The 23,207-nt window shown below is 69.9% G+C and carries 21 protein-coding genes and 1 pseudogene; 8 read left to right on the forward strand and 14 right to left on the reverse strand.

Features of this window, described 5'->3' with window-relative positions:
* Positions 1-266 precede the first annotated feature (266 nt).
* The gene (locus AB0F98_RS05530) at positions 267-1,772 is read left to right on the forward strand and encodes an amino acid permease (protein WP_357729203.1); all 1,506 of its coding nucleotides are present in this window, start codon (positions 267-269) and stop codon (positions 1,770-1,772) included.
* A gap of 118 nt (positions 1,773-1,890) precedes the next feature.
* Here AB0F98_RS05530 and AB0F98_RS05535 read toward each other — a convergent pair whose 3' ends face one another.
* The 5 genes from AB0F98_RS05535 to AB0F98_RS05555 form a co-directional block, all read right to left on the reverse strand.
* Positions 1,891-2,793, reverse strand: coding sequence for a glycoside hydrolase family 43 protein (locus AB0F98_RS05535; protein WP_357729206.1), 903 nt, complete (start codon positions 2,791-2,793; stop codon positions 1,891-1,893).
* A gap of 116 nt (positions 2,794-2,909) precedes the next feature.
* On the reverse strand, positions 2,910-3,761 hold the full coding sequence (locus AB0F98_RS05540; RefSeq protein ID WP_357729209.1) for a carbohydrate ABC transporter permease: 852 nt from the start codon (positions 3,759-3,761) through the stop codon (positions 2,910-2,912).
* 10 nt (positions 3,762-3,771) lie between these two features.
* On the reverse strand, positions 3,772-4,740 hold the full coding sequence (locus tag AB0F98_RS05545; protein WP_357729212.1) for a sugar ABC transporter permease: 969 nt from the start codon (positions 4,738-4,740) through the stop codon (positions 3,772-3,774).
* A 6-nt stretch (positions 4,741-4,746) separates the two neighbouring features.
* Positions 4,747-6,078: an ABC transporter substrate-binding protein gene (locus AB0F98_RS05550; RefSeq protein WP_357729215.1), complete on the reverse strand. Its 1,332-nt coding sequence runs from the start codon at positions 6,076-6,078 to the stop codon at positions 4,747-4,749.
* Between the two features lie 42 nt (positions 6,079-6,120).
* Positions 6,121-7,632, reverse strand: a complete 1,512-nt coding sequence (locus AB0F98_RS05555) for an alpha-N-arabinofuranosidase (RefSeq protein WP_357729218.1) — start codon at positions 7,630-7,632, stop codon at positions 6,121-6,123.
* 145 nt (positions 7,633-7,777) lie between these two features.
* Between AB0F98_RS05555 and AB0F98_RS05560 the strand changes: the two genes are divergently transcribed.
* On the forward strand, positions 7,778-8,791 hold the full coding sequence (locus AB0F98_RS05560) for a LacI family DNA-binding transcriptional regulator (protein WP_357729221.1): 1,014 nt from the start codon (positions 7,778-7,780) through the stop codon (positions 8,789-8,791).
* A gap of 147 nt (positions 8,792-8,938) precedes the next feature.
* On the opposite strand, the gene AB0F98_RS05565 is transcribed toward AB0F98_RS05560, so the two are convergent.
* The 3 genes and pseudogenes from AB0F98_RS05565 to AB0F98_RS05575 form a co-directional block, all read right to left on the reverse strand.
* Positions 8,939-9,664 (reverse strand): methyltransferase domain-containing protein, encoded by a 726-nt coding sequence (locus tag AB0F98_RS05565; RefSeq protein ID WP_357729224.1) that lies wholly within the window; start codon positions 9,662-9,664, stop codon positions 8,939-8,941.
* Positions 9,665-9,927: 263 nt separating this feature from the next.
* Positions 9,928-10,173: pseudogene (locus tag AB0F98_RS05570) on the reverse strand (hypothetical protein); the annotation flags it as partial.
* A gap of 39 nt (positions 10,174-10,212) precedes the next feature.
* Positions 10,213-11,850 (reverse strand): ABC-F family ATP-binding cassette domain-containing protein, encoded by a 1,638-nt coding sequence (locus AB0F98_RS05575; protein ID WP_357729226.1) that lies wholly within the window; start codon positions 11,848-11,850, stop codon positions 10,213-10,215.
* A 62-nt stretch (positions 11,851-11,912) separates the two neighbouring features.
* On the opposite strand from AB0F98_RS05575, the gene AB0F98_RS05580 reads away from it, so the two are divergent.
* From AB0F98_RS05580 to AB0F98_RS05590, 3 genes are all read left to right on the forward strand, one after another.
* A complete protein-coding gene (locus AB0F98_RS05580; RefSeq protein ID WP_076466754.1) occupies positions 11,913-12,674 on the forward strand; it encodes an ROK family protein in 762 nt (253 codons plus the stop codon).
* 114 nt (positions 12,675-12,788) lie between these two features.
* Positions 12,789-13,157 carry a tetratricopeptide repeat protein gene (locus AB0F98_RS05585; RefSeq protein ID WP_357729230.1) on the forward strand — a complete coding sequence of 123 codons (369 nt, stop codon included), beginning with the start codon at positions 12,789-12,791 and terminating at the stop codon, positions 13,155-13,157.
* 83 nt (positions 13,158-13,240) lie between these two features.
* The gene (locus AB0F98_RS05590; protein ID WP_350784630.1) at positions 13,241-13,495 is read left to right on the forward strand and encodes a Smr/MutS family protein; all 255 of its coding nucleotides are present in this window, start codon (positions 13,241-13,243) and stop codon (positions 13,493-13,495) included.
* Between the two features lie 57 nt (positions 13,496-13,552).
* Here the strand turns inward: AB0F98_RS05590 and AB0F98_RS05595 are convergent, their stop codons facing one another.
* Positions 13,553-13,783, reverse strand: coding sequence for a tyrosine-type recombinase/integrase (locus AB0F98_RS05595; protein ID WP_357729234.1), 231 nt, complete (start codon positions 13,781-13,783; stop codon positions 13,553-13,555).
* 312 nt (positions 13,784-14,095) lie between these two features.
* Here AB0F98_RS05595 and AB0F98_RS05600 point away from each other — a divergent pair, with 312 nt between their 5' ends.
* The 3 genes from AB0F98_RS05600 to AB0F98_RS05610 all read left to right on the forward strand — a co-directional run bounded on the left by AB0F98_RS05600 (position 14,096) and on the right by AB0F98_RS05610 (position 16,587).
* Complete coding sequence (locus tag AB0F98_RS05600) at positions 14,096-14,617, forward strand: UTRA domain-containing protein (protein WP_357730835.1); 522 nt, start codon at positions 14,096-14,098, stop codon at positions 14,615-14,617.
* Positions 14,614-15,237 (forward strand): GNAT family protein, encoded by a 624-nt coding sequence (locus AB0F98_RS05605; RefSeq protein ID WP_357729237.1) that lies wholly within the window; start codon positions 14,614-14,616, stop codon positions 15,235-15,237. Before AB0F98_RS05600 ends, AB0F98_RS05605 begins: the two co-directional genes overlap by 4 nt.
* Before the next feature lie 1,011 nt (positions 15,238-16,248).
* Positions 16,249-16,587, forward strand: a complete 339-nt coding sequence (locus tag AB0F98_RS05610; protein ID WP_357729240.1) for an Imm51 family immunity protein — start codon at positions 16,249-16,251, stop codon at positions 16,585-16,587.
* 117 nt (positions 16,588-16,704) lie between these two features.
* Here the strand turns inward: AB0F98_RS05610 and AB0F98_RS05615 are convergent, their stop codons facing one another.
* From AB0F98_RS05615 to AB0F98_RS05635, 5 genes are all read right to left on the reverse strand, one after another.
* Positions 16,705-17,361 carry a hypothetical protein gene (locus tag AB0F98_RS05615; RefSeq protein WP_357729243.1) on the reverse strand — a complete coding sequence of 219 codons (657 nt, stop codon included), beginning with the start codon at positions 17,359-17,361 and terminating at the stop codon, positions 16,705-16,707.
* 362 nt (positions 17,362-17,723) lie between these two features.
* Positions 17,724-17,861: a hypothetical protein gene (locus tag AB0F98_RS05620; protein WP_357729246.1), complete on the reverse strand. Its 138-nt coding sequence runs from the start codon at positions 17,859-17,861 to the stop codon at positions 17,724-17,726.
* Positions 17,862-18,761: 900 nt separating this feature from the next.
* Positions 18,762-19,577 carry an isocitrate lyase/phosphoenolpyruvate mutase family protein gene (locus AB0F98_RS05625; RefSeq protein WP_357729249.1) on the reverse strand — a complete coding sequence of 272 codons (816 nt, stop codon included), beginning with the start codon at positions 19,575-19,577 and terminating at the stop codon, positions 18,762-18,764.
* A gap of 106 nt (positions 19,578-19,683) precedes the next feature.
* Complete coding sequence (locus AB0F98_RS05630; RefSeq protein WP_357729252.1) at positions 19,684-20,577, reverse strand: aminoglycoside phosphotransferase family protein; 894 nt, start codon at positions 20,575-20,577, stop codon at positions 19,684-19,686.
* A gap of 115 nt (positions 20,578-20,692) precedes the next feature.
* Positions 20,693-23,062 carry a M28 family peptidase gene (locus AB0F98_RS05635; RefSeq protein WP_357730838.1) on the reverse strand — a complete coding sequence of 790 codons (2,370 nt, stop codon included), beginning with the start codon at positions 23,060-23,062 and terminating at the stop codon, positions 20,693-20,695.
* Between the last annotated feature and the right edge of the window lie 145 nt (positions 23,063-23,207).

A 23,207-nucleotide genomic window follows, 5' to 3' on the forward strand; every position in this document is an offset into this window, starting at 1 on the left:
CAACATTCGCCGTCGGCTATATACCGCTGGTAGGAAATTTTCATATCGACGTACGTCTGCGCAAGGGCCTGCCCGGGATCTGCCCGTACGTCCGATCCGTGCGCCGGCATGCGGGAACGTCCCCCGATCCGGTCGGGGGCCTTCCCGGGCTCGGTGGGCGGCCCCGACCGGTGCCCGAAGCGTGGTGATTGACGACGATCCGTGGTGGGTAGCAACGCCGGTCACCGGCCGCGCTGGGCGGTCGCAGGTGGGAGGGGTGAGCGCCGGTGTCCGTGCTGCGTACGAAACCGATCAAGGACGTGCTCGCGCAGGGTGACGCGGACGGCGGCGACGGTCGGCCCGGGCTGAAACGTCGCCTCGGTGCGCTCGACCTCACCGGCTTCGGCATAGGCATCGTGATCGGCACCGGCATCTTCACGCTCACCGGTATCGAGGCGCGGGACAACGCGGGACCCGGCGTGGTGATCTCCTTCGCCATCGCCGGCGTGGTCGCCCTGCTCGCCGCCTTCTGCTACGCCGAGCTGGCCTCCAGCGTTCCGACCGCCGGCAGCGCCTACACCTACGCGTACGCCACGATGGGCGAGATCGTCGCGTGGATCATCGGCTGGGACCTGCTGCTGGAGTTCGCCCTCGGCGCGGCCGTGGTGGCCCGGGGCTGGTCCGGCTACCTCGCCGAACTCCTCAACCTCCCCGCCACCTGGTTCGGTGAGGAGGGGAGCATCGTCAACGTCGGTGCGGTCGCCATCGTGCTGATCCTCGGCGTGGTCGGCATCGTCGGCATCCGCGAGTCCGCCCGGGTGACCAACCTGCTGGTCGTGGTCAAGGTGGCGATCTGCGTCTTCGTGGTGGTCGCCGGCCTCTTCTTCGTCAAGGCCGCGAACCTCACCCCGTTCATCCCGCCCACCGAGCCGGCCTCCGACGGGGACGGCGGCATCAAGCAGCCCGTCACCCAGGCCATCTTCGGCCTGGAACCGTCGGTCTTCGGGTTCGTCGGGGTGCTCAGCGCGGCGGCGGTGGTGTTCTTCGCCTACACCGGCTTCGAGGCGGTGGCCAACCTCGGCGAGGAGACGCGCAAACCGCGCCGGGACCTGCCGTTGGGGCTGCTCGGCACCCTGCTGATCTCGACCGTGCTCTACATCGGCGTCTCGCTGGTGGTCGTCGGAATGGTGCCGTACACCGAGATCGACCGGAGCGCCCCGATCGCCTCGGCCTTCGAGTCGGTCGGGGCCGGCTGGGCGGCGACCCTCGTCTCGATCGCCGCCGTCGCCGGCCTGACCAGCGTGATCCTGGTCGACCTGGTGGCCATGGGCCGGATCGGCTTCGCCATCTCCCGCGACGGGCTGATCCCGCCGTCGATCGCCAAGGTGCACCCGCGCTGGGGTACCCCGTACCGGATCTCGGCGATCATGACGGTCGGGGTCGCGCTGCTGGCCGGCCTGCTGCCCCTCTCCGCGCTCGCCGATCTGGTGAGCATCGGCGCGCTCTGCGCGTTCGTGCTGGTGTCGGTGGCGGTGCCGATCCTCCGCCGGACCCGACCGGACCTGGAGCGGCCCTTCCGCGTGCCGTTCTCACCGGTGCTGCCGATCGTCTCCGCCCTCGCCTGCTTCTACCTGATGCTCAACCTCTCGGTCGAGACCTGGCTGCGCTTCCTGGCCTGGATGCTCCTCGGCGCGCTGATCTACTTCGGCTACGGCTACCGCAAGAACCGCCTGGCCCGCCAGGAGAACCCTTCCACCCCCGCTCCCCCCACCCCCACCCCCGCTTCCCGCTGACCCCTCACCCCTCACCCCACCCCCACTCGTCGGGGCCCCGTACACGGAAAGAGTGGCTATCCGATGCCGGATAGCCACTCTTTCCGTGGAAGTGCGCGCGGGAGGGGAGTGGGTGGGGTCAGGGGTTGCGGGTAGGGGTTCGGGTGGGGCCCTGCACTACGGGCTTGCCGTTTTTCCAGACGACCTCGTTCAGCCAGGTCTGGCGGCCGGGGTCGACGCTGCCCTCCTGGCCGGGCGGCCAGGCGTGGTAGAGCAGCCAGGTACGCCCGTCCTTGACGACCATCGACGCGTGCCCCGGCCCGGAGGCCACCTCGTTGCTCATCAGGATCGGGTTCTCCGGGGCCTTCACACACGGCCCGCTCGGCGACTCGCAGATCGCGTACCCCTCGGCGTACTCCGCCCTGTCGTACGCGTTCGCCGCGAAGAAGAGGTACAGCTTCCCCTCCCGGCGGTGGAAGAAGGGCCCCTCGACGAGGTTGCCCTCCCACGGCTCGGTCTGCTTGAGCAGCTTCGTCGGCTCACCGACCAGGCTCAGCCCGTCCTCGGAGAGACGCTGGGAGAAGATCCAGGTGTCCACCCCGATGGCGTTGCCGTCGTTCTTCCACAGCAACCACAGGCTGCCGTCGGTGTCCCGGAACGGGCTCGCGTCGATCGCCCCGCCCAGCTCGGCCTGGCAGATCAAGGGGCCGGCCGAGTCGTCCCGGTACGGACCCTCCGGCGCGGTCGCCACGGCTCGCCCGACGCACTGCCGCCCCGACTCCCGGCCGGCGACGGTGTAGTAGAGCACGAACGACTCCGGCCCGAGCTGGATCGCCTCCGGGGCCCAGGTCTTCCCAGGGTCCGCCCACTCCGGCAGCACCGGCAGGGCATCCCCGGCCGGCGTCCAGTCGGTCAGGTTCGCGGAGGTGTGCACCGGCACGTTCCGGCCGCCGGCGTTGGTGTGGAACAGGTACCAGGTGTCGCCGACCCGGATCGCCTGCGGGTCGGGGGAGTCGGTGCGGATGACGGGGTTGGTGTACATGCTCGGGTCGCTCCCCGTACTCGTGGGTGTGGGTTCGTCGGTGTCACCGCAGCCGGCCACGAGCAGTGCGGCGGCGAGAACCGCCGCTGCACCGCCTCGCCGGCGCCTTCCGCGCGTCATCCCTTCAGGCCGCTGCGGGACACGCCCTGGATGATGTGCCGCTGGGCGAGCACGAAGAGGATCAGCACCGGCACGCTGGCCAGCACCGCACCCGCCATGATCACCGGGTAGTCGGTCACGTAGGAGCCCTGGAGCAGTCCCAGGCCGGGCGGAAGGGTCAGCTTCTCCGGGCTGAACAACACGAAGATCGGCCAGAGGAAGTCGTTCCAGTTGGTCAGGAACGACAGCACCGCCAGGGTGGCCAGCGCGGGCTTCGAGAGCGGTAGCACCACCCGGTAGAAGATCTGCCACTGGTTCGCGCCGTCCAGCACCGCGGCCTCCTCCAGCTCCTTGGGCAGGGAGAGGAAGAACTGGCGTAGGAAGAACACCCCGAACGCGCTCGCCGCGCCCGGCACGACCACCACGGCGAGGGTGTCGATCCAGTTCAGCGAGTCGACGATCAGGAAGTTCGGGACGATCAGCGAGGTCGGCGGGATGAAGAGCGTCCCGACGATCAGCGCGAAGGTCACGCCGCGTCCCCGGAACCGCATCCGGGCCAGGGCGTACGCGGCCATCGACGCGGTCACCAGCACCAGCAGCGCGTGCAGCGTGGCGGCCAGCATGCTGTTGAGGAACCAGCGCAGCACCGGGTTCGCGGAGTTGGTGAGGATCTGCTGGTAGCCGTACCCGGAGAGCGGGTCCGGCAGCCAGTCCGGCGGGATCCGCTGGGCGCCGTCGTAGGTCTTCAGCGAGGTGATGAGCATCCACGCCAGCGGGATCAGGAAGACCAGGGCCAGCGCTACGAGGATGGCGTAGAGCCCGACCCGGCGCAGTGTGTGGGTGGGAGCGGTACGCGTGGGCGTCGTCATGGCTGTTCCCTCAGTCTTCCCGGTAGCGGAAGAGCCGGAAGTTGGCGAGGCTGACCACGGCCAGCATCAGCGCGAAGACGATGCTCATCGCGGCCGCGCGCCCGGCGTCGTTGTTCCGGAGCCCCTGCTCGACGATGTACCAGACCACGGTGCGGGTCTCCGTGCCGGGCGCGCCCTGGGTGATCAGGAACGACTGGCCGAACACATTCGCCGAGGCGAGCACGGTGGTGGTCATGACGAAGAGCAGCACCGGACGCAGCCCGGGGAGCGTGACGTGCCGGAACCGTTCCCAGGCGGTCGCGCCGTCCACCCTTGCCGCCTCGTACAGCTCGGGCGAGATGTCCTGCAGACCGGCCAGGTAGATCACGGCGTTGAACCCGGAGGTCCACCAGACCGTCACCCCGACCAGCGATACCCACGCCCACGGCACGTCGGTGACCCAGGGGGTGTCCGCCGGTAGGCCGACCACGCCGAGCAGCCGGTTGACCAGGCCCAGGTTCGCATCGAGCAGGAACCGCCAGAGCAGGCCGATCACCGCCACACCGAGCACGTACGGCGCGAAGTAGACCGCCCGGAAGAAGGTGCGGCCGGGGAACGACCGGTTCAGCAGCAGCGCCAGCCCCAGCGGGACCACCATCAGCAGCGGCACCGAGATGACCGTGAAGATGGCAGTGGCCCGGACGCTCTGCCACCAGTCCCCGAAGACCGCCGAGTCGCTGGAGAAGAGTTCCTTGTAGTTGTCCAACCCGACGAACGGCCGGTTGGGCAGTTGGAAGTCCCACTGGTGCACGCTGAGATAGATGCCGAGCACAATCGGCAACAGGCCGAACACCGTGAACAGGACCAGATACGGGGCGAGGAACAGATACGGCGTCGCCCGACCGACCCGGTTCGCCGACTTGGCGCCCCGGCGGGCAGCACTGGCCGCCGGGGGCGGCGCGTCATCGCGCGCCGCCCCGACCTCGATCACGTCCGCCACGGGGAATCAGCTCCCGTACTTCTTGCGGTTGTCCTCGAGCTGCTTGTTCGCCTTCGCCACCCCGTCGTCGAGCGCCTGCTTGGGCGACTTCTTGCCCAGCGCGGCCTCGTTGAACGAGTTGTAGAAGGTGGTGATGACCTCGCCGAGGCCCGGGGTGGCCGGCGGGAAGGCCGCGTAGTCCAGCTCGGGGGCGAGCGCGCTCACCTCGGCCAGCGCCTTGAACTCGGCGCTCTCCCGGACGGCCTTGCGGGCCGGCACCTGGCCGCCCTTGGCCCAGTCGAGGGAGTGCTGGCTCAGCCAGTTGATGAAGACCTTCGACGCCGAGACCTTGTTGGCGTTGTTGGCGCGCTGCTTGACGATGGTGAAGTTGTGCGAGTTGGCCCAGGCCGCCGGCTTGCTGCCGATCTGCGGCAGGGGCGCGACGCCCCACTGGACGTCGGGGCTCTTCTTCAGATCGTTGATCTGCCAGATGCCGTTGAAGGTGAAGGCGTTCTTGCCGCTCTTCAGGGCCAGGTACTCGGCGTCCTGTCCGACGTTCGCCGGCGAGTGCCCCTGCTTGATCATGTCGACCATCCAGGTGCAGGCTTCGATCGCCGGGTCGGCGTTGAAGGTGGCCTTGCTGACCTCGGCGTCGAAGAGGCTGCCACCGAACTGGTAGATCAGCGAGTAGAAGGACATCCCGCCGGTGAACTGGAACGGGCTGATCCAGAAACCCTGTACGCCCGACTTCTTCAGCTCGGTGAGCGCGGCGGTGAAGTCGTCCCGGGTGGTCGGCGGCTTGTTCGGGTCCAGCCCGGCCTTCTCCATCACCGACTTGTTGTAGTAGAAGCCCAGCGGGTGCATGTCCAGCGGGATGCCGTACCGCTTGTTGTTGTAGATCCCGCCCTGCCAGACCGTCGGCGCGAAGTCCGCCTCGGTCAGCTGGAGCGTCTTGGCCACGTCGTCCAACTCGCTGATCACGCCGCGCGCGGCGAACGTGGCGAGCTGGTCCATGTGCATGACCGCGATGTCGGGCCCGTTGCCGCTGGAGGCCGCGCTGGGCAGCTTGTTGTAGTAGTCCTCCCACTGGTACGTGGCGACCGAGACCGCGATGTTCTGGTGCTCGGAGTTGAACTGGTTCACCAGCGTCTTGAAGATCTCACCGTCGCCGCCGGTGAACCCGTTCCACAGCTTCAGGTCCACCTTCGGGCCGGTGTAGTCCTTGCCGCCGTTGCCACCGGCCGCCGGGCCGGACGAGTCGTCACCACCGCCGCAGCCGGCCAGCGTCAGCGTCGCCGCGGCACCGAGCCCGAGGCCGAGGCCGAGGAGCCTGCGCCGGCTCATTTCGTTGTGGATCATGCCGTATCTCTCCTTGGGGGGACGGTATGAAGTGTGCCCTGCTCAGATCGGGTTTCCGAAGCGCAGCACGTTCCAGGAGACAGCCGGCAGGCGCACTGAGCACCGGCCGCCGTCGATGGTGGGGGTGTTCAACTCCCGGGGCGTCACCCTGTCCGGTTCGGCCTCGGTGTTCGTCGCCTCCGGAGCGTCTCCGGCGGCGAGGCTTACGTGGGACAACGCGGACATGGCGGGCAGGCCGCGCAGGTCGAGATCCAGCGCGAGGTCCGTGTCACCGCGGTTGACCGCGAAGACGGTCAGCGCGCCGGTCTCCTCGTCGTGCACGGCGACGGTGTCCAGCACCGGGACGTCCCCGTACTTCTTCGTCTCGTAGCTGGGCGAGACGGGCTCGGTACGCAGCACGGTGCCGCGCGCGTACCGGGCGGTCAGGGCGAACGGGTGGAAGATGCTCTGCCGCCAGGCCGGTCCGCCGTTGCGGGTGCGGATCGGGGCGATCACGTTCGCCAGCTGCGCCTGGGCGGCCACGCCGACCCGGTCCGCGTGCCGGAGCAGGGTGATCAGCAGGTCACCGACCACCACCGCGTCGACCGCGGTGAAGTCGTCCTCGATCAGCGCCGGTGCCTCGACCCAGCCGCGCCGGTCCAGGTCGGCCTGGAGGCGGGACTCGTACCAGACGTTCCACTCGTCGAAGGAGATCTTCAGCTTCCGCTTCCGGCGCTGCTTCGCGGCCACGTGGTCGGCGGTGGCGACCACCTCGGAGATGAAGTTGTCCATGTCGACGGCCGAGGCCAGGATGCTGGCCCGGTCCCCGTCGGAGGGGTCGTAGTAGGTGTGCGCGGAGATGTAGTCGACGTGCTCGTAGGTGTGCTCGAGCACGGTCGCCTCCCAGGAGGCGAAGGTGGGCATCCGCCGGTTGGAGCTGCCGCACGCGACGAGGCTGATCGACGGGTCGACCATCTTCATGGCGCGGGCGGTCTCGGCGGCCAGCCGGCCGTACTCGTCGGCGGTCTTGTGTCCGACCTGCCAGGGGCCGTCCAGCTCGTTGCCGAGGCACCAGAGGCGTACGCCGAACGGCTCCTCGGCGCCGTTCTTGCGGCGCAGGTCGGACAGGTGCGTGCCGCCCGGGTGGTTCGTGTACTCCAGCAGGTCGAGCGCCTCCCGGACGCCGCGGGTGCCGAGGTTGACCGCCATCATCGGCTCGACTCCGGCCTCGTCGGCCCAGGTCATGAACTCGTGCAGGCCGAAGGCGTTGGTCTCGATGGTCTTCCAGGCCAGGTCGAGCCGGCGGGGGCGGTCGCCGACCGGGCCGACGCCGTCCTCCCAGCGGTAGCCGGAGACGAAGTTGCCGCCCGGGTAGCGGACCACGGACACGCCGAGTTCCCGGGTCAGGTCCAGCACGTCACGCCGCAGCCCGCGCTCATCGGCGTCGGGGTGGCCGGGCTCGTAGATCCCGCCGTACACGCACCGCCCCATGTGCTCGACGAAGGAGCCGAAGAGTCGTCGATCGGCCGGCCCGATCGCGAATGCGGGGTCGATCGTGAGCTTCGCGGTCCGCACGAATGTCACCTTTCGTCATTTCTGCTGCCGGGTGGCCGTAGTCACCGACCAGCCGGTGTCCCTGGTTTCTACAACGTTGTAGTCAACGTTGTAAAGAGTCGACCACAAGGTAAAGTGCCGGTTGTTACATAGGGGGAGGGGTCGAATGCGGCACAGGCTCAAGGACGTCGCCGAACGGGCCGGAGTGTCGGTGAAGACCGTCTCCAACGTGGTGAACGGCTACGCGCACGTCCGGCCCGACACCCGGGCCCGGGTCGAGGAGGCCATCACCGCGCTCAACTACCGGCCCAACCTCTCCGCCCGCAACCTCCGCAAGGGGCGCACGGGCGTCATCGCGCTGGCCGTACCCGAACTCGACATCCCCTACTTCGCCGAGCTCGCCCGGCACGTGGTCAGCGCCGCCGCCGAACTCGGCTGGACGGTGCTGATCGATCAGACCGGCGGCGGCCGCGAGCAGGAGCGGGTCGTCGCGTCCGGCATCACCGACCACCTCATCGACGGGCTGATCTTCAGCCCGCTCGCGCTCACCGCCGACGACCTGGTCAACCTGGACGGCACGCCGATGGTGCTGCTCGGCGAACGGGTCGACCGCGGCCCCGCCGACCACGTCGTGATCGACAACGTGGCCGCCGCCCGGGAGATCACGAACCACCTGGTCGGGCTCGGCCGCCGCCGCATCGCGGCCATCGGTTCCCAACGCACGCCGGAAGGCGCCAGCGCCCGGCTCCGCCTCGACGGCTACCGGAGCGCGCTGGTGGAGGCCGGCCTCGGCTACGACGAGGCCCTGGTCGCGCCCGCGCCGGTCTGGCACCGCGCCGACGGTGCGGCTGCCATGCGCCACCTGCTCTCCTCGGGGGTACGCCCCGACGCCGTGTTCTGCTTCAACGACACCCTGGCCCTCGGCGCGCTACGGGCCCTGCACGAGACGGGTCTGCGCGTGCCCGAGGACGTCGCGGTGGCCGGCTTCGACGGCATCGAGGACGGGCGGTTCTCGGTGCCGACCCTGACCACCATCGCCCCCGACAAGGAGCGGATCGCCCGGCTCGCGGTCGAGCTGCTGGCCAACCGGATCGACGGTGATCGCAGCGCCTCACCCCGCGAACTGGCCGCCCCCTACCGCCTGGAACCCCGCGAATCCACCCAAGGCCGCCACCCCTGACCCACCCCACCCCACCCCGGCCCCCGGCCGCTCCCCCGGTGATCATGAAGTTATTGCCCGACATGGCGGCGTGTCGGAGCAATAACTTCATGATCACGCGTGCCCGACGGCGGCCGGGGGCTGGTGTGGGGTTGGGTGGGGTGGGGGTTAGTCGAAGAAGCGGGCCAGGTGGGATTTGGTGGGCGGGTCGGCGTCGGGCGGGACGGGAGTGAGGTCGGCGAAGATCGAGGCACCGTCGCAGCCCGCGTGCAGCGGGTACCAGCGCGGGGTACCCGGCGGACGTTGAAGACAGATCCCCTTGAACGTCTGCACGTCGAGCAGCCGTACGTGGGTCGGGTCGGCCACCGCGTTCACGTGCCCCCACCACGGGCTCATCACGTGCAGTACGCCACCCGGCCGGAGCACCCGATGGCACTCGTCGAGCAGCGGCAGGAAATCGATCAGGTGCTCCAGGATGTGCACCGTGAAGAACACGTCGACCGAGTCGTCGGCCAGCGGCAGGGAGCCCGACAGGTCCGCCACCGCGTCCACCCCCGCCGCCGGGAAGATGTCCAGTCCCAGGTTGCCCGGCCACTGCTTGTTCGGTCCGCAGCCGAGGTCCACCACCACCGGATCCCGCCCGGCGATCCGTACCTTGCACCAGACGCCCAGCACTCCGGCCAACTGACCGATCCGATCCCGGGCCAGCCGCAGCTGCTCCGGATCGGCGACCTCGCCGGTCACATGGGCGACCCCCCGGTCGAAACGCACCTCCACGGCGAGTTCGCGCAGCCGGTCGTCGTGTGCCTGCCGATCCGCCCACGCCTCGGCCAGGAAGCCGTCGATCGCCCGCAGGCGATCGCCCGACGGCGGGGTCTGTGCCAACGCGACCATGTCCACCTCCGGCCGCCCGTTACCCGCATCGGCGTCCGGTATGCCTGCCGCCGCGGCACTCCTGCGGCTGAGCGCCGAGCGACGCGGCGGTGGCCCGAGCCTCGTCGAGGCCAATCTGGCGGCACGCTCGTTGCTCCAGCCGGCGGTGGCGGCGACGTCGGGGACCAATCGCCGCGCCGTCCGCGCCCAGGTCAGCCGGTGGCGGTACGCCGCGGCCGGCCGCCGACCCGCATCCGCTGCCGCGGCGGAGGCGTCGCCGGTCTGGGCCGCTTGAGGTGGTAGCGGTGCAGCTCGTTGTTGCCGGACATGGACGGGTCCTCGCTCATCGCGACCAACTCCCAGCCCTGGTCACCCGCCCGGTTCAGGTGGGCCAGCGCGGTGTCCCCGTACGGGGTGACATCGACCATCGAGCCGTCCGGGCCGTACCAGACGAACGTGACCTCCCAGCCGAGGTCGGTGGTCGCCGCCTGACGCCGGCGGACCAGCAGCGCGTACTCCCACTTGAGCATGGGGTCATTCTCACCCCGGACGGCGCCGTCGGCACGGCATCAATCCTCGGCGATCCGCCCCGCGTCCACGCGCAGCCGCCGGTTGGTCGCCACCGCCTCGAGCATCCGCCGGTCGTGGGTGACCAGCAGCAGCGTCCCCGGGTAGCCGGCCAGCGCCGACTCCAGCTGCTCGATGGCGGGCAGGTCCAGGTGGTTCGTGGGCTCGTCGAGCACCAACAGGTTCACCCCGCGCCCCTGCAGCAGCGCCAGCGCGGCCCGTGTCCGTTCGCCGGGGGAGAGGGTCGCGGTCGGTCGCAGCACGTGCCCGGCGCGCAGGCCGAACTTGGCGAGCAGCGTCCGCGCGTCCGCCGGCGACATCTCCGGTACGGCGGTCCGGAACGCGTCGATGAGCGGTACGTCGCCGAGGAAGAACCCCCGGGCCTGGTCGACCTCCCCGACCACCACGCCCGGGCCGAGCGCGGCGTGGCCGGCGTCGAGCGGCAGCCGACCCAGCAGGGCCGCCAGGAGCGTGGACTTGCCGGACCCGTTCGCGCCGGTCACCGCCACCCGGTCGGCCCAGTCGATCTGAAGGTTCACCGGTCCGAGCGTGAAGCTGCCGCGGCGTACCACAGCGTCGCGGAGCGAGGCCACGACGGCGCCGGCGCGGGGCGCGGCGGCGATCTCCATCCGCAGCTCCCACTCCTTTCGCGGCTCCTCGACCACGTCCAACCGTTCGATCAGCCGCTCGGTCTGCCGGGCCTTCGCCGCCTGCTTCTCCGTCGCCTCGGTGCGGAACTTCCGCCCGATCTTGTCGTTGTCGGTGGCCTTGCGTCGGGCGTTCTTGACACCCTTCTCCATCCAGGCGCGCTGCGCCCGCGCGCGGGCCTCCAGGGCGGCGCGGGTGTCGGCGTACTCCTCGTAGTCGGCGCGGGCGTGCCGGCGAGCCACCTCCCGCTCCTCCAGGTAGGCCGCGTAGCCCCCGCCGAAGTGGTTGACCTGCTGCTGCGGCAGGTCCAGCTCCAGCACCCGGGTCACCGTCCGGGTCAGGAACTCCCGGTCGTGGCTGACCAGGACCGTGCCGGCGCGCAGTCCCGTCACGAACTCCTCGAGTCGCTCCAGGCCCGCCAGATCCAGGTCGTTGGTGGGCTCGTCGAGCAGGAAGACGTCGTACCGGCTGAGCAGCAGCGAGGCCAGCCCGGCCCGCGCCGCCTGGCCGCCGGAGAGACCGGTCATCGCCTGCTCCAGGTCCACCGCGAGGCCCAGCTCGGCGGCGACCTGCTCGGCCCGTTCGTCCAGGTCCGCGCCGCCGAGTGCCAGCCAGCGCTCCAGCGCCTCGGCGTACGCGTCGTCGGCGCCGGCCCGCCCGGCCGTGAGCGCCTCCGTGGCGGCGTCCAGGGCGACCTGCGCTGCGGCCACCCCGGTGCGGCGGGCCAGGAAGGCGCGCACCGTCTCGCCCGAGCGCCGCTCCGGCTCCTGCGGCAGGTGCCCGACACTCGCCGTGGGCGGGTTGAGCGTGACGCTGCCGGCCTCCACCGGCAGCAACCCGGCGAGCGTACGCAGCAGCGTCGACTTCCCGGCGCCGTTCTGTCCGACCAGGCCGACGACGTCGCCCGGCGCGACGACCAGGTCCAGTCCGGTGAAGAGCGGCTTGTCGCCGTGGCCGGCGGAGAGGTTCTTGACGATCAACGTGGCGCTCATGAGGAGGCGAGCCTATCCGGCCCGGCGTACGTGACCCGTCCGGAAGGTGCAGACTCGGCGGAGTGGTGACCACACTGGCGATCGACTGCGGTGGCGGGGGCATCAAGGCCTCGGTCCTCGACGAGGCGGGCACGATGCGGACCCGGCCGCTTCGGGTGCCCACGCCCTACCCGCTGCCCACCTCGCTCTTCGTCAAGACCCTGCTCGACCTGGGCGCCCAGCTGCCCCCGGCGGACCGGGTGACCGTCGGGCTGCCCGGCATGCTGCGGCACGGTGTGGTGGTGGCCACGCCGCACTACGTCACCCGGGCCGGGCCGCGTACGAAGGTGGATCCGGACCTGCTCGCCGAGTGGTCCGGCTGGGACGTGCGGTCGGCGCTGGCCGACGCGTTCGGGGTGCCCGCGCTGGTTCTGAACGACGCCGAGGTGCACGGCGCCGGGGTGGTGGCCGGCACCGGGCTGGAGCTGGTGCTCACCCTCGGCACCGGGCTGGGCTCCGCTCTCTTCGACGGCGGGGTGCTCGCGCCACACCTGGAGCTGTCGCACGCGCCGGTGCGCTGGGGAATGACGTACGACACGTACATCGGTGAGCCGGAACGGCGGCGGCTCGGCGATGCGTTCTGGTCACGGCGGGTACGAGGTGTGGTCGAGGGCCTCCGACCGGTGTTCCGCTGGGACCGGCTCTACCTGGGCGGGGGCAACTCGCGGCTGGTCCGGCCGGACCAGCTGGCCCGGATGGGTGACGACGTGGTGGTGGTGCCGAACACGGCCGGGATCGTCGGCGGCGTACGCGCCTGGGACCTCGCCGCCGCCCGTCCCGCCTGACCGGTCGGGGGCTTTGCGGCAGGGTGCCTGTTTCCGGGCACCCGGGAACAGGCGACACCCGGGCGGCGTTATGCGAGCGTCAGGGGAGTGACCGACACGAGACGAGGGGTGGTAATGGATCTTCTGGCCGACTACCGGCGGGCGACCCTGTTCTTCGAGATCGGTGACGCCACCGAAGCCGCCCGGCTGCTCGAGCCGATCATCGAGGCGGAGCCGAGCAACGCCTCGGCACGGCAGCTGCTGGCCCGGGCCTACTTCAAGTCCGCCCAGCTCAACCGGGCCGAGGAGCACCTGCGGGAGCTGGTCGATCGCGACCCGAGCGACCACTACGCGCACCACGTGCTGGGCCGTACGCTCGAGCGGCTGAACCGGTACACGGACGCGCTCCGGCACCTGCGGATCGCCGCCGCCATGCACAACGACAACAACGACTACCGGACCGCGGTCTCCCGGGTGGAGAACCGGGTCAGCGGCGGTCGCTGACATCAAGCAAACGGACAGGGCAGCCCACGCGGGCTGCCCTTCGCCGTCTTCGGGCCCCGGCCCGCCGGACCTAGGATGAACTGGTGAAGCTCAAGCTCGATCTCCACGACATCTACAACAAGGGTCACGACATCGACCGCGCGCTGCGGGCGATCATGGACGAGGCGGTCGCCACGAAGGCCACCCTCGTGGAGATCATTCCCGGCAAGGGCTCCGGTCAGCTCAAGAAGCGGGTGCTGCGCTTCCTCGACCAGAAGGACGTCAAGCAGCTCTACCACCGGGTGGAGAAGGACTCCAAGAACTTCGGCCGCCTGTTCGTGCACTTCCGCTGGAAGTAGTGACGAAACGCCCTCTGACCTGCATCGCAAGCCCCACGGACGGTCGGTGAACCATGATCATGCCGTTTCCGGGCCGTCACGGGCTTCCGTGCCGTCTTCGTCGGCCTGGTCCTCGCCGAGCGCCTTGTCGATAGCCCGGCGAGTCCGGTCCTCGCTGGTCGGCAGTAGGTGGGTGTAGGTCCGGAGGGTGAAGCCGGGGTCCGCGTGGCCCAGGTACGCCGACAGGGCCTTGATGCTCTCCCCGGCATCCAGGAGCACTGAGGCATAGGTGTGCCGGAGCACGTGCATCCCGTTGTGCCGGTCGTCAGGGATACCGGTAGCGCGGATGGCGGGTTTCCAGACGCCGGAGTTGAATATCGAGCGAGTCAGCGCCGTCCCCGTGGGTGTGGTCAGGTACAGCTCGACGGTTCGCGGTTCGCCTGTCAGAGTTCCCAGGGCAGCGTCACTGCGACCGGGGGGCAATCCTCGGCATGGCGCTTCAACGCCTCGCGTACGACGGTGCGCTTGGCGCTTTCCGCCCTGAAATCGCAGGGACTTATCGGGTCGGGTCAGGGGCAAGGCACCTACGTGCGGAAGACCCGGCCTCTCCGCGTTCTGGCCATGGATCAGGACCGGCGGGCTCGTCGCGCCGAGAACCATGCGGCTACGTTCAACGCCGAGGTGGCCCGGCAGGGCCGAATCGGGCGTCAGAAAATCATTGACGTCGGACCCACGTCGGCCACGGCGGAGGTCGCCCGGTGGCTGGCGCTGCCCGAAGGCGCACCAGTTCTAGTCCGGCGACGCATCATGCTCGTGGACGAGGAGCCCTACCAACTCGGCGACAGCTACTACCGGCACGAGTTGGTGAAGGAGACGCCCATCGCGCAGCCACAGCCGGTCGAAGAGGGCGTCCTCGCGGTGCTGGAACGGGTGCACGGCAAGCCGATCTCGTACTACATCGACGAGCTGAGCTTTCGCATGCCGACGCCGGAGGAGACCAAGCTACTCAAGCTCGACCCGGGTGTCTGCGTGGTGCGTGCCGTCCGGATCGCCTACGACGAGGACGGCACTCCGTTGGAGGCGTTCGATCAGCTTCTCGCCGGTGACAAGCACGTCCTGGTCTACGAGGTGTCCGCCGAATGAGGCCGGAGCCGATGACCGTTCGCCCAGTCGAACTGAGCGGAAGCATTGTTCGGCTCGAGCCCCTGTCGATGAAGCACCTTGGCGACCTCGCTGAGGCAGCCAGCCACGATCAGGTCTGGACCTACCTCGACGAGGCGACACCGACGACCGAGGAGCCGGTAGCGGTGCTGATCCGGGAAGCGCTCGACGAGCAGCAGCGGGGGGAGCGGTTGCCTTTCGCCATCATCGACGTCGGCTCCGGCAAGGCAGTCGGCAGCATCAGCTACATCGACATCGCGCGGACTCACCGCGGACTGGAGATCGGCTGGGCTTGGCTCGCGCCGAGCCACTGGCGAACTGGCGCGATCCGCGAGGCGTCCCACATGCTCATGCGCCACGCCTTCAACGAGTTGGGCGCCATCCGCGTGGCCTTCAAGACGGACAGCCGGAACACCAGATCACAGCAGGCCATCAAGGGACTTGGGGCGACGGAGGAAGGGACCTTCCGGAACCACCGCATCCTGCGAGACGGCCACATCCGGCACTCGGTCTACTACAGCGTGACCGCCGAGGAGTGGCCGACGGTGAGCCGTATGCTGGACGCCGAACGGGCAGCCAGGGGACTCCCCACGCTGGGATGAGTCGGCCAGCGCCACCTGGCGCTTTACATCGCGGTTCTTTGACCGCCAGCGCCTGCCTGCGGGGCGTGCCGGCGAGAAGTCCGCTCATGCCGAGAAGTGGATGTTGGGCAAGTGGGCGCTTGGTGCAGACCGCTACGCTTCGCACCTGAGTTGTGAACTCGACTCTCGACCTCCCAGGCTTTGGGGGTAGTGGTGCCGGTCGTACTTGGGCCATACCCGCTGTGTTTGACGTGCCAAAAGACCAACGGCGGCCTGATCGCCGTCAGACACCGCCAGATTCACCTCCGAGCTCACGGCAAGGAGGCGTGTGTAGATGGCGGCCTTGCCGGACTGCTGGCTAGCTTGTGGGCTGTCTGCGACACGCGGAGCTGTTGCGAGAACGACGGCGGGCGTGCGTACGTCGTGCCGACTGCGGATACCTGTGACGCAGCAGCACATCTGCTAACCAAGCTTGGACTGCACCCGAGGATCCTCGACGGAACCATCTATTTCCAGACGCCCAGCTCATTCCGATTGGACGACGTTGACCAGGTACGACGAGTGCTCGAACAACCAGGCGGTGCACACTCGCGCTGGCGGGTAAACGAGAACGGGGTGTTCGAACCCGTCCGACCCGTCGACGAGTCTGCCGTCCCTGACGCCTGAACATGAGGAGCGTCCTCTTCTGCCGCGAGTCGCGCGGTTGCCGGCTCGCGAGCATGTCCAGCGCCTTTCGAGGCCACGACGTCAAGCATCACCCGCCGCAGGATAGCCGGCCGGCAGCCGGCGTGCCGGGCTCCAGTTGATCCGTTACACATCAGCTCCACTTGAAGGGTGACAGTTGGCCGACTCTCTCCGGGCTCGACTGTCACGGTGCGTAACCGGCGGGCCGCCTGTCGCTGGGCACGCCATCCTCGATGCCGGTCAAGACGCCCGGTCAGCGGCATGAGCGGATGTCCCGAGAGGCCTTTCGACCCGGTTCGGGCTCGCCAGTGCCTTGCGCCCGTCGAGGCGGACTGTCAAGATCCGCCGATGGATCGCGTAGAGGTGGCAGAGATCGCGCCGGGTGAGTACTCCTTGTCCATGGAGGCGGGAACCGCCGACGTGGATGACTTGATCTCCGAGCTAGGCCACGAGCCCAACGGTTACTTCTGGGAAGGCATCGTTGAGCTGCTCGTCAGGACCGAGGCCCCCACCCTTGAAGGTCGCTTCTCGTCCGACCCAGAGGGCGGAGCCTTCTACGCCACCAGCACGGATCGAAACGCGCTCGACGACTTGGCTGTCTTGCTGCGTGCGGTCGCGGCTGACGGGCACCGCCTGCGGCGGCTCATGGAGTTCGCCGAGGCCAGCGGTTTCGAATTTGACGACTGAGCCCGCCACGACGGCCGCAGAATGCGGTGCACTGTCATCGGCATGTCCGGACACTGCGAGGGCTGCTGGGGTGGTCACGCTCCGCAGCGCGCGGATCGCGGCAGATGAGTTAGACGTTCAAGGCTGCTCGGGCAGGAACGGCGCGAAGTGCTCGGCCACCAGGTCGGCCACGGCTTCGGCGTCACGTGATCCGTCGATCTCGATGACGCGGACCCCCAATCGGTGCGCGTTGCGGACCGCGTCTGCGGCGATCAACCGGTCACGCTCGACGCGGTTGCGTTGAGCGAGTTGCGGGTCGCTGACCTGATGACCGATGGTGCCGGCACGGGGTAGCCGGGCGACCTGGCGTTGCCGGAACTCCTCGGTTGCGACCATGACCACCATCCGGCCGATAGAGCCGGCGACCGGCGCGACCAGTTCTGGGCGTAGCCCCCAGCCGTCAGCAAGGATGGGCCGAGGGGAGAAGAGGGCACGCAGGTCGTCTTGCACCCACTGGAAACGGTCCGGGAAGTCGTCGATGACCTGGTCGGCCATCTCCTCTGGCGTCGCTTGGATCCAGACTGCCTCCCAGCCCGGTCCGGTTGGGGACTCGCCGCGACGGACCCGCTGTGCTATCCGCCGATCATCATGGCCGCGAGCGTCGTGGTAGTCGTAGTGGTAATGGGTGAGGCCGTACCGCTCAGCGAGAATGCCGGCGACAGTGGATTTGCCGGCCCACTGGCCGCCTCCAATCCACAGGGCGCGTTGGAGCGTGGTTAAGGGGTCCCAATTCATGTGTCACAGCGTGAAACCACCACGCTGCAAGATCAAGTCTTGTTCTTCCCGCGGGGACCTGATTATCTGAAGATAGGCTGGCCGGCATTTGATGTCAGGTGACGGAAGAGTCAACATCACGACCTGCCACACCAGCGACATCTGCGGCCGCTGAACCGCGGATGGCCTCTCATCGCAGAAGCGGATGACTTGCACACCAGCCGTCGGGGACGGTCGGCGTCACGGTCCGTATCCGGCATGCTCAAGGCCGTGTAACCCATCAACTGAAGTCACCGTGTAACGCGTCAAGCGAAGTACGACAGGCCGGCAGCCGGCGAGTTGACGCTCCTATTTCTGTCAAGGGACTGCGTGGGCCAGGCTGATCAGGTCGCGCCGGTCAGGAGTTGGCGTGTCGGGGAGTAGTCGATCTTCCAGTCGGTGTAGACGCCAAGCGTGCCGTCCTGCGTGCAGCGGAGTCCGACGCTGACCCACCGGACCTCTTCGTCATTGCGTCGGCGCACTCGTCTGGATACATGAGGCGGCAACGTGGACGCCGCAGACGATGATGGACGCTGCGACCTTCGCCGGAACCGCCTTGTAAGCGAGACGTCGGGCAGCAGCGAGGCAGCAAGAAGGCAGCGCGGCATTGACGAGGGCCGGACCCGGACGGCAGGGAACGAGGTCTGGCCCCTGCCCATTGACGTGAGCCGTTACGACTCGGCAGCAGACGACAGTCTGAGACCGCATCCCCCCGGCGGGGGTCACAAGCAACGGGTCGGAGGTGCCCGAGCCGACGGGATGCCGTTGCGGCGGGTCACCAAAGCTCATCGAGAGCCGCGATCTGCTTGCGGAGGGTTCGGGCGTCCTTCGGCGGCAAGACGGCGACGGCGACGTCCAGGATCCAGCGCAGCTCCGGCGGGTTCGGACAGCACTCCATCACCCCACAGCCGGCGGTCGGATCCCACAAGCGATGCCAGGGGTGGCGCACGAACCATGACCAGGTCCGCAGTGCATCACACACGGCTTGGTCCCAGAGGCGGGTGCGTTCGAGGTAGGCGATGGCTTTCGAACCCCGGGCCGAGAGCCCGGGGACGACAGAGGTTGACCCATCAAGCGGTCGCCGGTAGATGGAGTCGGCACGCACTTGTGCGGGGCGCCTACGCGGCATTGCCCTTTCGTGGAGTCGACATGACGATCATCGTCGCACACCCGCCTTCGACTCACCTGCCCGAGAACCTACGTGCGGACCATCAAGATCAGGCCGTCTCCAGGCCGTCTGAGGTGAACCAGCGGCGACCACCGATGACCATCGATGACTGGTCCTGGCCCAGGTCACATCACCTCTCGTCCGGTTTGAACGACTACGCCCCTGACCCAGATCAATACCGCTGGAAGTAGTGCTCCGAGCGCCGGTCATCCGGTCATCGTCGGGCTGGCGCTGTCATCAGCGCGTCGATCTCCGCGAAGCCCAGTGATCCATCGAGGGCCTGGTAGGTCCCGGCGGTCAGCAGTTCGCGGGTGGCGCGCCGCGCCGCCGCGTACGCGGTGAGGGCGACCGCCGGGCCGAGGCTGATCCGGGCGACGCCCAGGTCGGCGAGCTCACTGATCGAGGGTGAGGCCGGACCGGCCATCACGTTCAACGGCACCGTGAGCTCGGCCGCGAGCACCGTGATGGTTTCGGCGTCGGCCACGCCGGGCACGAAAATGCCGTCCGCGCCGGCTGCGACGTAGGCCGCCGCCCGGTCCAGCGTGTCCCGCAGCCGGGTGGCGGGATCTCCGAGCGAAAGCAGGTAGGTGTCGATCCGGGCGTTGATGAACAACGCCCCACCTGCGCTCTTCCGCGCGGCCGCGATCCGTTCGACGTGTTCGGCGGCCGGCCGCGGACCGTCTTCCAGGTTGACCCCTACCGCTCCGGCGTCAAGCACCCCGCGAATCGTCTCGGCGACCCCGTCGGCGTCCTCCGCGTACCCGCCTTCGATGTCGGCGGTGACCGGCACGCTGACCGCGGACGCGACGCGGGCGATCACGTCGAGCGCGCGGTCGCGGCCCATCGTCTCGCCGTCCCCCGCGCCCAGGCTCCAGGCCACCCCGGCGCTGGTGGTTGCGATGGCGGCTGCGCCGGCCTCCTCGATCAGCCGGGCGCTCGCGGCGTCCCAGGCGTTGGGCAGCACCAGGGGCTGACCGGGACGGTGCAGGGTGCGTAGGTGCCTGGCTCGTTCGTGATGCGAGTTGGTCATGGACGTATTCAAACCGCCGACGGGCAGCGGTTCTGGCGGGTATCGGACCACACCGTCGCGGTGCCACGCCGCTGCGCCGGCCCCGACCCGTCGGCGGGTCGGTGGCTCAACGCGGCCGATCGGTACCCAGCACCGCACGGAAGGCGCGCTCGCCGATGCCGTACATCAGCGGGTTGTCCGCCGAGTGCGTCAGGAAGACCAGGGACAGGACGAGCGCCCAGCCGCGGGACCGCTCCCAGGTCGCGTCGTCCGCGCGGCCGTACGCCTGTCGAAGGGCAGCACGTTGCTCCGCGGTGAACAGCATCCAAGCCACGGACAGGTCGGTGGCGGGATCGCCGCAGGTTAGGTCACCAAAGTCGATCACGGCGCTGATCTCTCCGTGGTCGACCAGGATGTTGGCCGGGTGCAGGTCCCCGTGCAACCACAGCGGCGGACCGTCCCAAGCAGGCGCACCGCTGGCCGCCTCCCAGATCCGCAGTGCGGCAGCGCGGTCGGCTGGATCGACGTACGTCAGTCCGGTCAGGACTCCCTCGGCGCGGCCGGCCAGCGGAATGCCGCGGAACCGGTTGACCGGCGCCTCCGCAGGAGCCGGGGTATGCAGCGCGCCCAGGAAACCGCCGAGCGTCGCCGCGGCCGACCAGAGGTCGTCCGGCGCCGATCGCGCGGCGATCCGGCCCGGGAGAAAGGGCACGACACTCCAGGACCACGGATACTGCGCGGTCGGCTGCCCGACCCGCACCGGCGCCGGCACCGGCAACGGCAGGCGGCCGGCCAACTCCGGCAACCAGCGCTGCTCGTGGGCGACGAGTTCGGCGGCCATGGCGCGCCGCGGCAACCGGACGAGGAACTCCTCACCAAGCCGACACACAAGGTTGTCCCAGCCGTTGGCCAGGACCTCGATCGGCAGGTCCGCCAGGTCGGGGTGCTGCTCATCGAGCAGACGGCGCACCAGTTCGACGGAGACGGGAACCTCCGCAGCGGGCATTCGCTGAATTGGCACAGCGAGAACCCTACGGCCGCACCCCGGCGCGCTCGAATGCATGCGAGGACGACGACTGCGCAGCGCAACACCATCACGTGCTCCGCCGGACACGGCCGGGGCCGGCGGATCGGCGTCAGACCGGATAGGTACGGGCTACGGCGAGCATCTCCGAGCTGTGCGAGCCGACGATCCCGACGTCCGGCGGGCGAGGCTGGAAGCCGGGCAACTCGCCCAGGCCGTCGCTGGCGTCCATCGCCCGCAGCCGCAGGTCGTCGTGGGCCCCCATGACCAGGGTGATCTCGATGCCTTCGGGCGGCGGGGCGTGGAAGACGATCCCGAAGCCCCACGGCCGGCCGTCGGTTGCCCGGCCTCCCGGGACACGCCGCCCGTTCACCACCGCGTACTCGACGATTGCGCCCGCGTCGACGTGCAGGCTGGCCAGGCGGACCGGACGCTGCGGGATGACCCGCACCCGCAGGGTGCGCTCACCCCCTGCGCTGCTGTCGGCGAGGACCTCGACCTTCGGGGCGGGCAGGTCCACCGGCTCCGCCGGGCCGCCGCGGAAGGGGTGGTCGCCGAGCGCCGGGAAGTCCGCGACCGAAGCCGGACCGTCGACGTACCGGCTGGTCCACGGCTGCGGATCGGTCTCGTCGGTGAGCCACCGGGCCGAGTTGGCGTCGGCGTCCAGGGCGTACATCAGATGGGTGGGTGCGGGATGCGCGGCGTCGAAGCGGTCGACGCGGAGCCCGACCCCTGCGCAGACCACCGCCGCGACCGTGGCGGCCAGCGCGGGAAGCGCGCCGAGCCGCCGGGCCCGTAGCGCCACCAGGCCGCGCTGCCCGCCGGCCTGCGGGTGCAGCAGATCCACCACCGGCAGTACGGCCAACCCGAGCAACACGGTGACCAGGGCGGCAACCCCGCCCATCGCCATGCCGAGCGCCGGGAAGAGCAGCACCACCGTGGGCAGCAGGATGACCACGGCCACCGCGCCGCCCGCGGTGACGGCGACCACCGGCCACGGCCCGTCGATCCGGGTGCCGAGCGCGACCAGGCCGGCGAGCGCGCCGACCAGCGCCGGGAGGGAGGCGAGGTACGCCCCGCCCGGCACCAGCACCGCGAGCACCACCCCGAGCAGGGCCAGCCAGGCCAGCCCACCGACGGCCAGCGCGGCCGGGCCGATCCGGCGGCGGGTCAGCGCGTACCAGGCGAAGACGACCGCGGCGGCGAGCGCCAGCACGGCGAGCCGGTACCAGGTCGGCCGGTACGGGTCGAGCAGCTCGGCGTAGCCCGGCCGGATCGTGGTGATCAGCGCCCAGAACGCCTGCGCGGCGAGCGGGGCGGCCACGATCGGCATCAGTGCCAGGCCGAGACCGGCCACCAGCCGGCGACCGTCGGTGCGGCCGCGCCGACGGGCCAGCCAGCCCAGCGCGACGACCGCGGCCAGCGCGAGCAGCGCGAGCGGGAGGCTCAGCTGGCCCGGGTAGCGGACCAGCCCGCCGGGCACCGGGAAGTAGGTGTTGTCCCCGTCGGCGGTCAGGTCGGTGAGGTCGATCCGGCCGAATTCACGGGCCATTCCGAGCGCGTTGTCGCCGTGCTGCTGGAGGCTGGCCCGGTCCAACGCCGCGGCGGCGTCCAGCGGGGTGTGGTAGATGGCCCCGCCGTCGATGTACGCGGAGTTGAGGCCGACGAAACCATGCCCCGTGAACGCGGTGAAGTCGGTGTCGTTGGGCAGTGCCCGGTAGATCTCCACGGCGAACGAGGTGCCGACGGGGTGCGGCGCGGCCCGGGCGAAGACGTCCACCAACTTCGCGTTCCGTGGCGACGTCTCGAACATGATCACCGGCCCGGTCGAGCCGCGCGCCTCCAGGTTGAGCACCACCCCGCCGTCGCCGGCGAGGGGGTGGTCGGCGGCGAACCCGGACGCTCCGCAGAGACATGCCTCCTCGGCGTCGGTGAGCACGAAGACGATGTCGTTGCGGGGGCGCGGTCCGGCGGCCAGCGCCCGGGCCACCTCCAGGACGGCGGAGGTGCCGGCGGCGTCGTCGTTGCCACCCGGGCCGGACTGCACCGAGTCGTAGTGGGCGACCAGGAAGACCCGGCCGGTCGGATCGGTGCCGGGCAGCCGGGCGACCACGTTGCGGACCCGGGCCAGCGTGGCACCTCCGGCCGCCCCGCTCAGTTGCCCGGCCTCCGGTGCGACGGCGTCCTGCACCTGTGTCTCCAGGCCGAGCCCCCGCAGCACCTGCTCGACGTGTGCGCGGACCTCGTCGTTCGCGGCGCTGCCGGCCGGGTGCGGGCGCGCGGCGATGACCTCGACGTTCCGGAAGGCCCGGTCGGCGCTGAACTCGCCCGGCGGCGCGTCGGCCGGTCGGGGCGCCGGGGGCCGCAGATCGACGAGGCTGACGGCGCCGACGGTGACCAGTGCGGCGACGGCCGCCACGGCGGCGAGCAGCCGGCGCCGGGGCCTCGCGAGTGACCGGTCGGCGCCGGGCACGCCCGGGATCGGGTGGGCGGGTGCGCGGTCCGGGGCCGGGATGGGAGGTGCGCCCACGGGAAACTCCTCGGGGACGGGGCCAGGGGTGGAATCATCCTGCACCGCGTCGGCCGGGAATGGACGCCCGCCCGTCGGCGACTTCAACGCCGTCCGC

This window comes from Micromonospora sp. NPDC023737, from assembly GCF_040639715.1.
Lineage (GTDB): Bacteria > Actinomycetota > Actinomycetes > Mycobacteriales > Micromonosporaceae > Micromonospora.

Bases quoted from the DNA above. Each gene is read 5' to 3' on its own strand.
- AB0F98_RS05605 (WP_357729237.1), top strand. From the start codon at position 14,614: ATGAGGCCGGAGCCGATGACCGTTCGCCCAGTCGAACTGAGCGGAAGC.
- AB0F98_RS05540 (WP_357729209.1), bottom strand. From the start codon at position 3,761: ATGACGACGCCCACGCGTACCGCTCCCACCCACACACTGCGCCGGGTC.
- AB0F98_RS05565 (WP_357729224.1), bottom strand. From the start codon at position 9,664: ATGGTCGCGTTGGCACAGACCCCGCCGTCGGGCGATCGCCTGCGGGCG.
- AB0F98_RS05550 (WP_357729215.1), bottom strand. From the start codon at position 6,078: ATGATCCACAACGAAATGAGCCGGCGCAGGCTCCTCGGCCTCGGCCTC.
- AB0F98_RS05615 (WP_357729243.1), bottom strand. From the start codon at position 17,361: ATGAATTGGGACCCCTTAACCACGCTCCAACGCGCCCTGTGGATTGGA.
- AB0F98_RS05595 (WP_357729234.1), bottom strand. From the start codon at position 13,783: ATGCACGTGCTCCGGCACACCTATGCCTCAGTGCTCCTGGATGCCGGG.
- AB0F98_RS05625 (WP_357729249.1), bottom strand. From the start codon at position 19,577: ATGACCAACTCGCATCACGAACGAGCCAGGCACCTACGCACCCTGCAC.
- AB0F98_RS05610 (WP_357729240.1), top strand. From the start codon at position 16,249: ATGGATCGCGTAGAGGTGGCAGAGATCGCGCCGGGTGAGTACTCCTTG.
- AB0F98_RS05575 (WP_357729226.1), bottom strand. From the start codon at position 11,850: ATGAGCGCCACGTTGATCGTCAAGAACCTCTCCGCCGGCCACGGCGAC.
- AB0F98_RS05535 (WP_357729206.1), bottom strand. From the start codon at position 2,793: ATGTACACCAACCCCGTCATCCGCACCGACTCCCCCGACCCGCAGGCG.
- AB0F98_RS05585 (WP_357729230.1), top strand. From the start codon at position 12,789: ATGGATCTTCTGGCCGACTACCGGCGGGCGACCCTGTTCTTCGAGATC.
- AB0F98_RS05560 (WP_357729221.1), top strand. From the start codon at position 7,778: ATGCGGCACAGGCTCAAGGACGTCGCCGAACGGGCCGGAGTGTCGGTG.
- AB0F98_RS05600 (WP_357730835.1), top strand. From the start codon at position 14,096: ATGGATCAGGACCGGCGGGCTCGTCGCGCCGAGAACCATGCGGCTACG.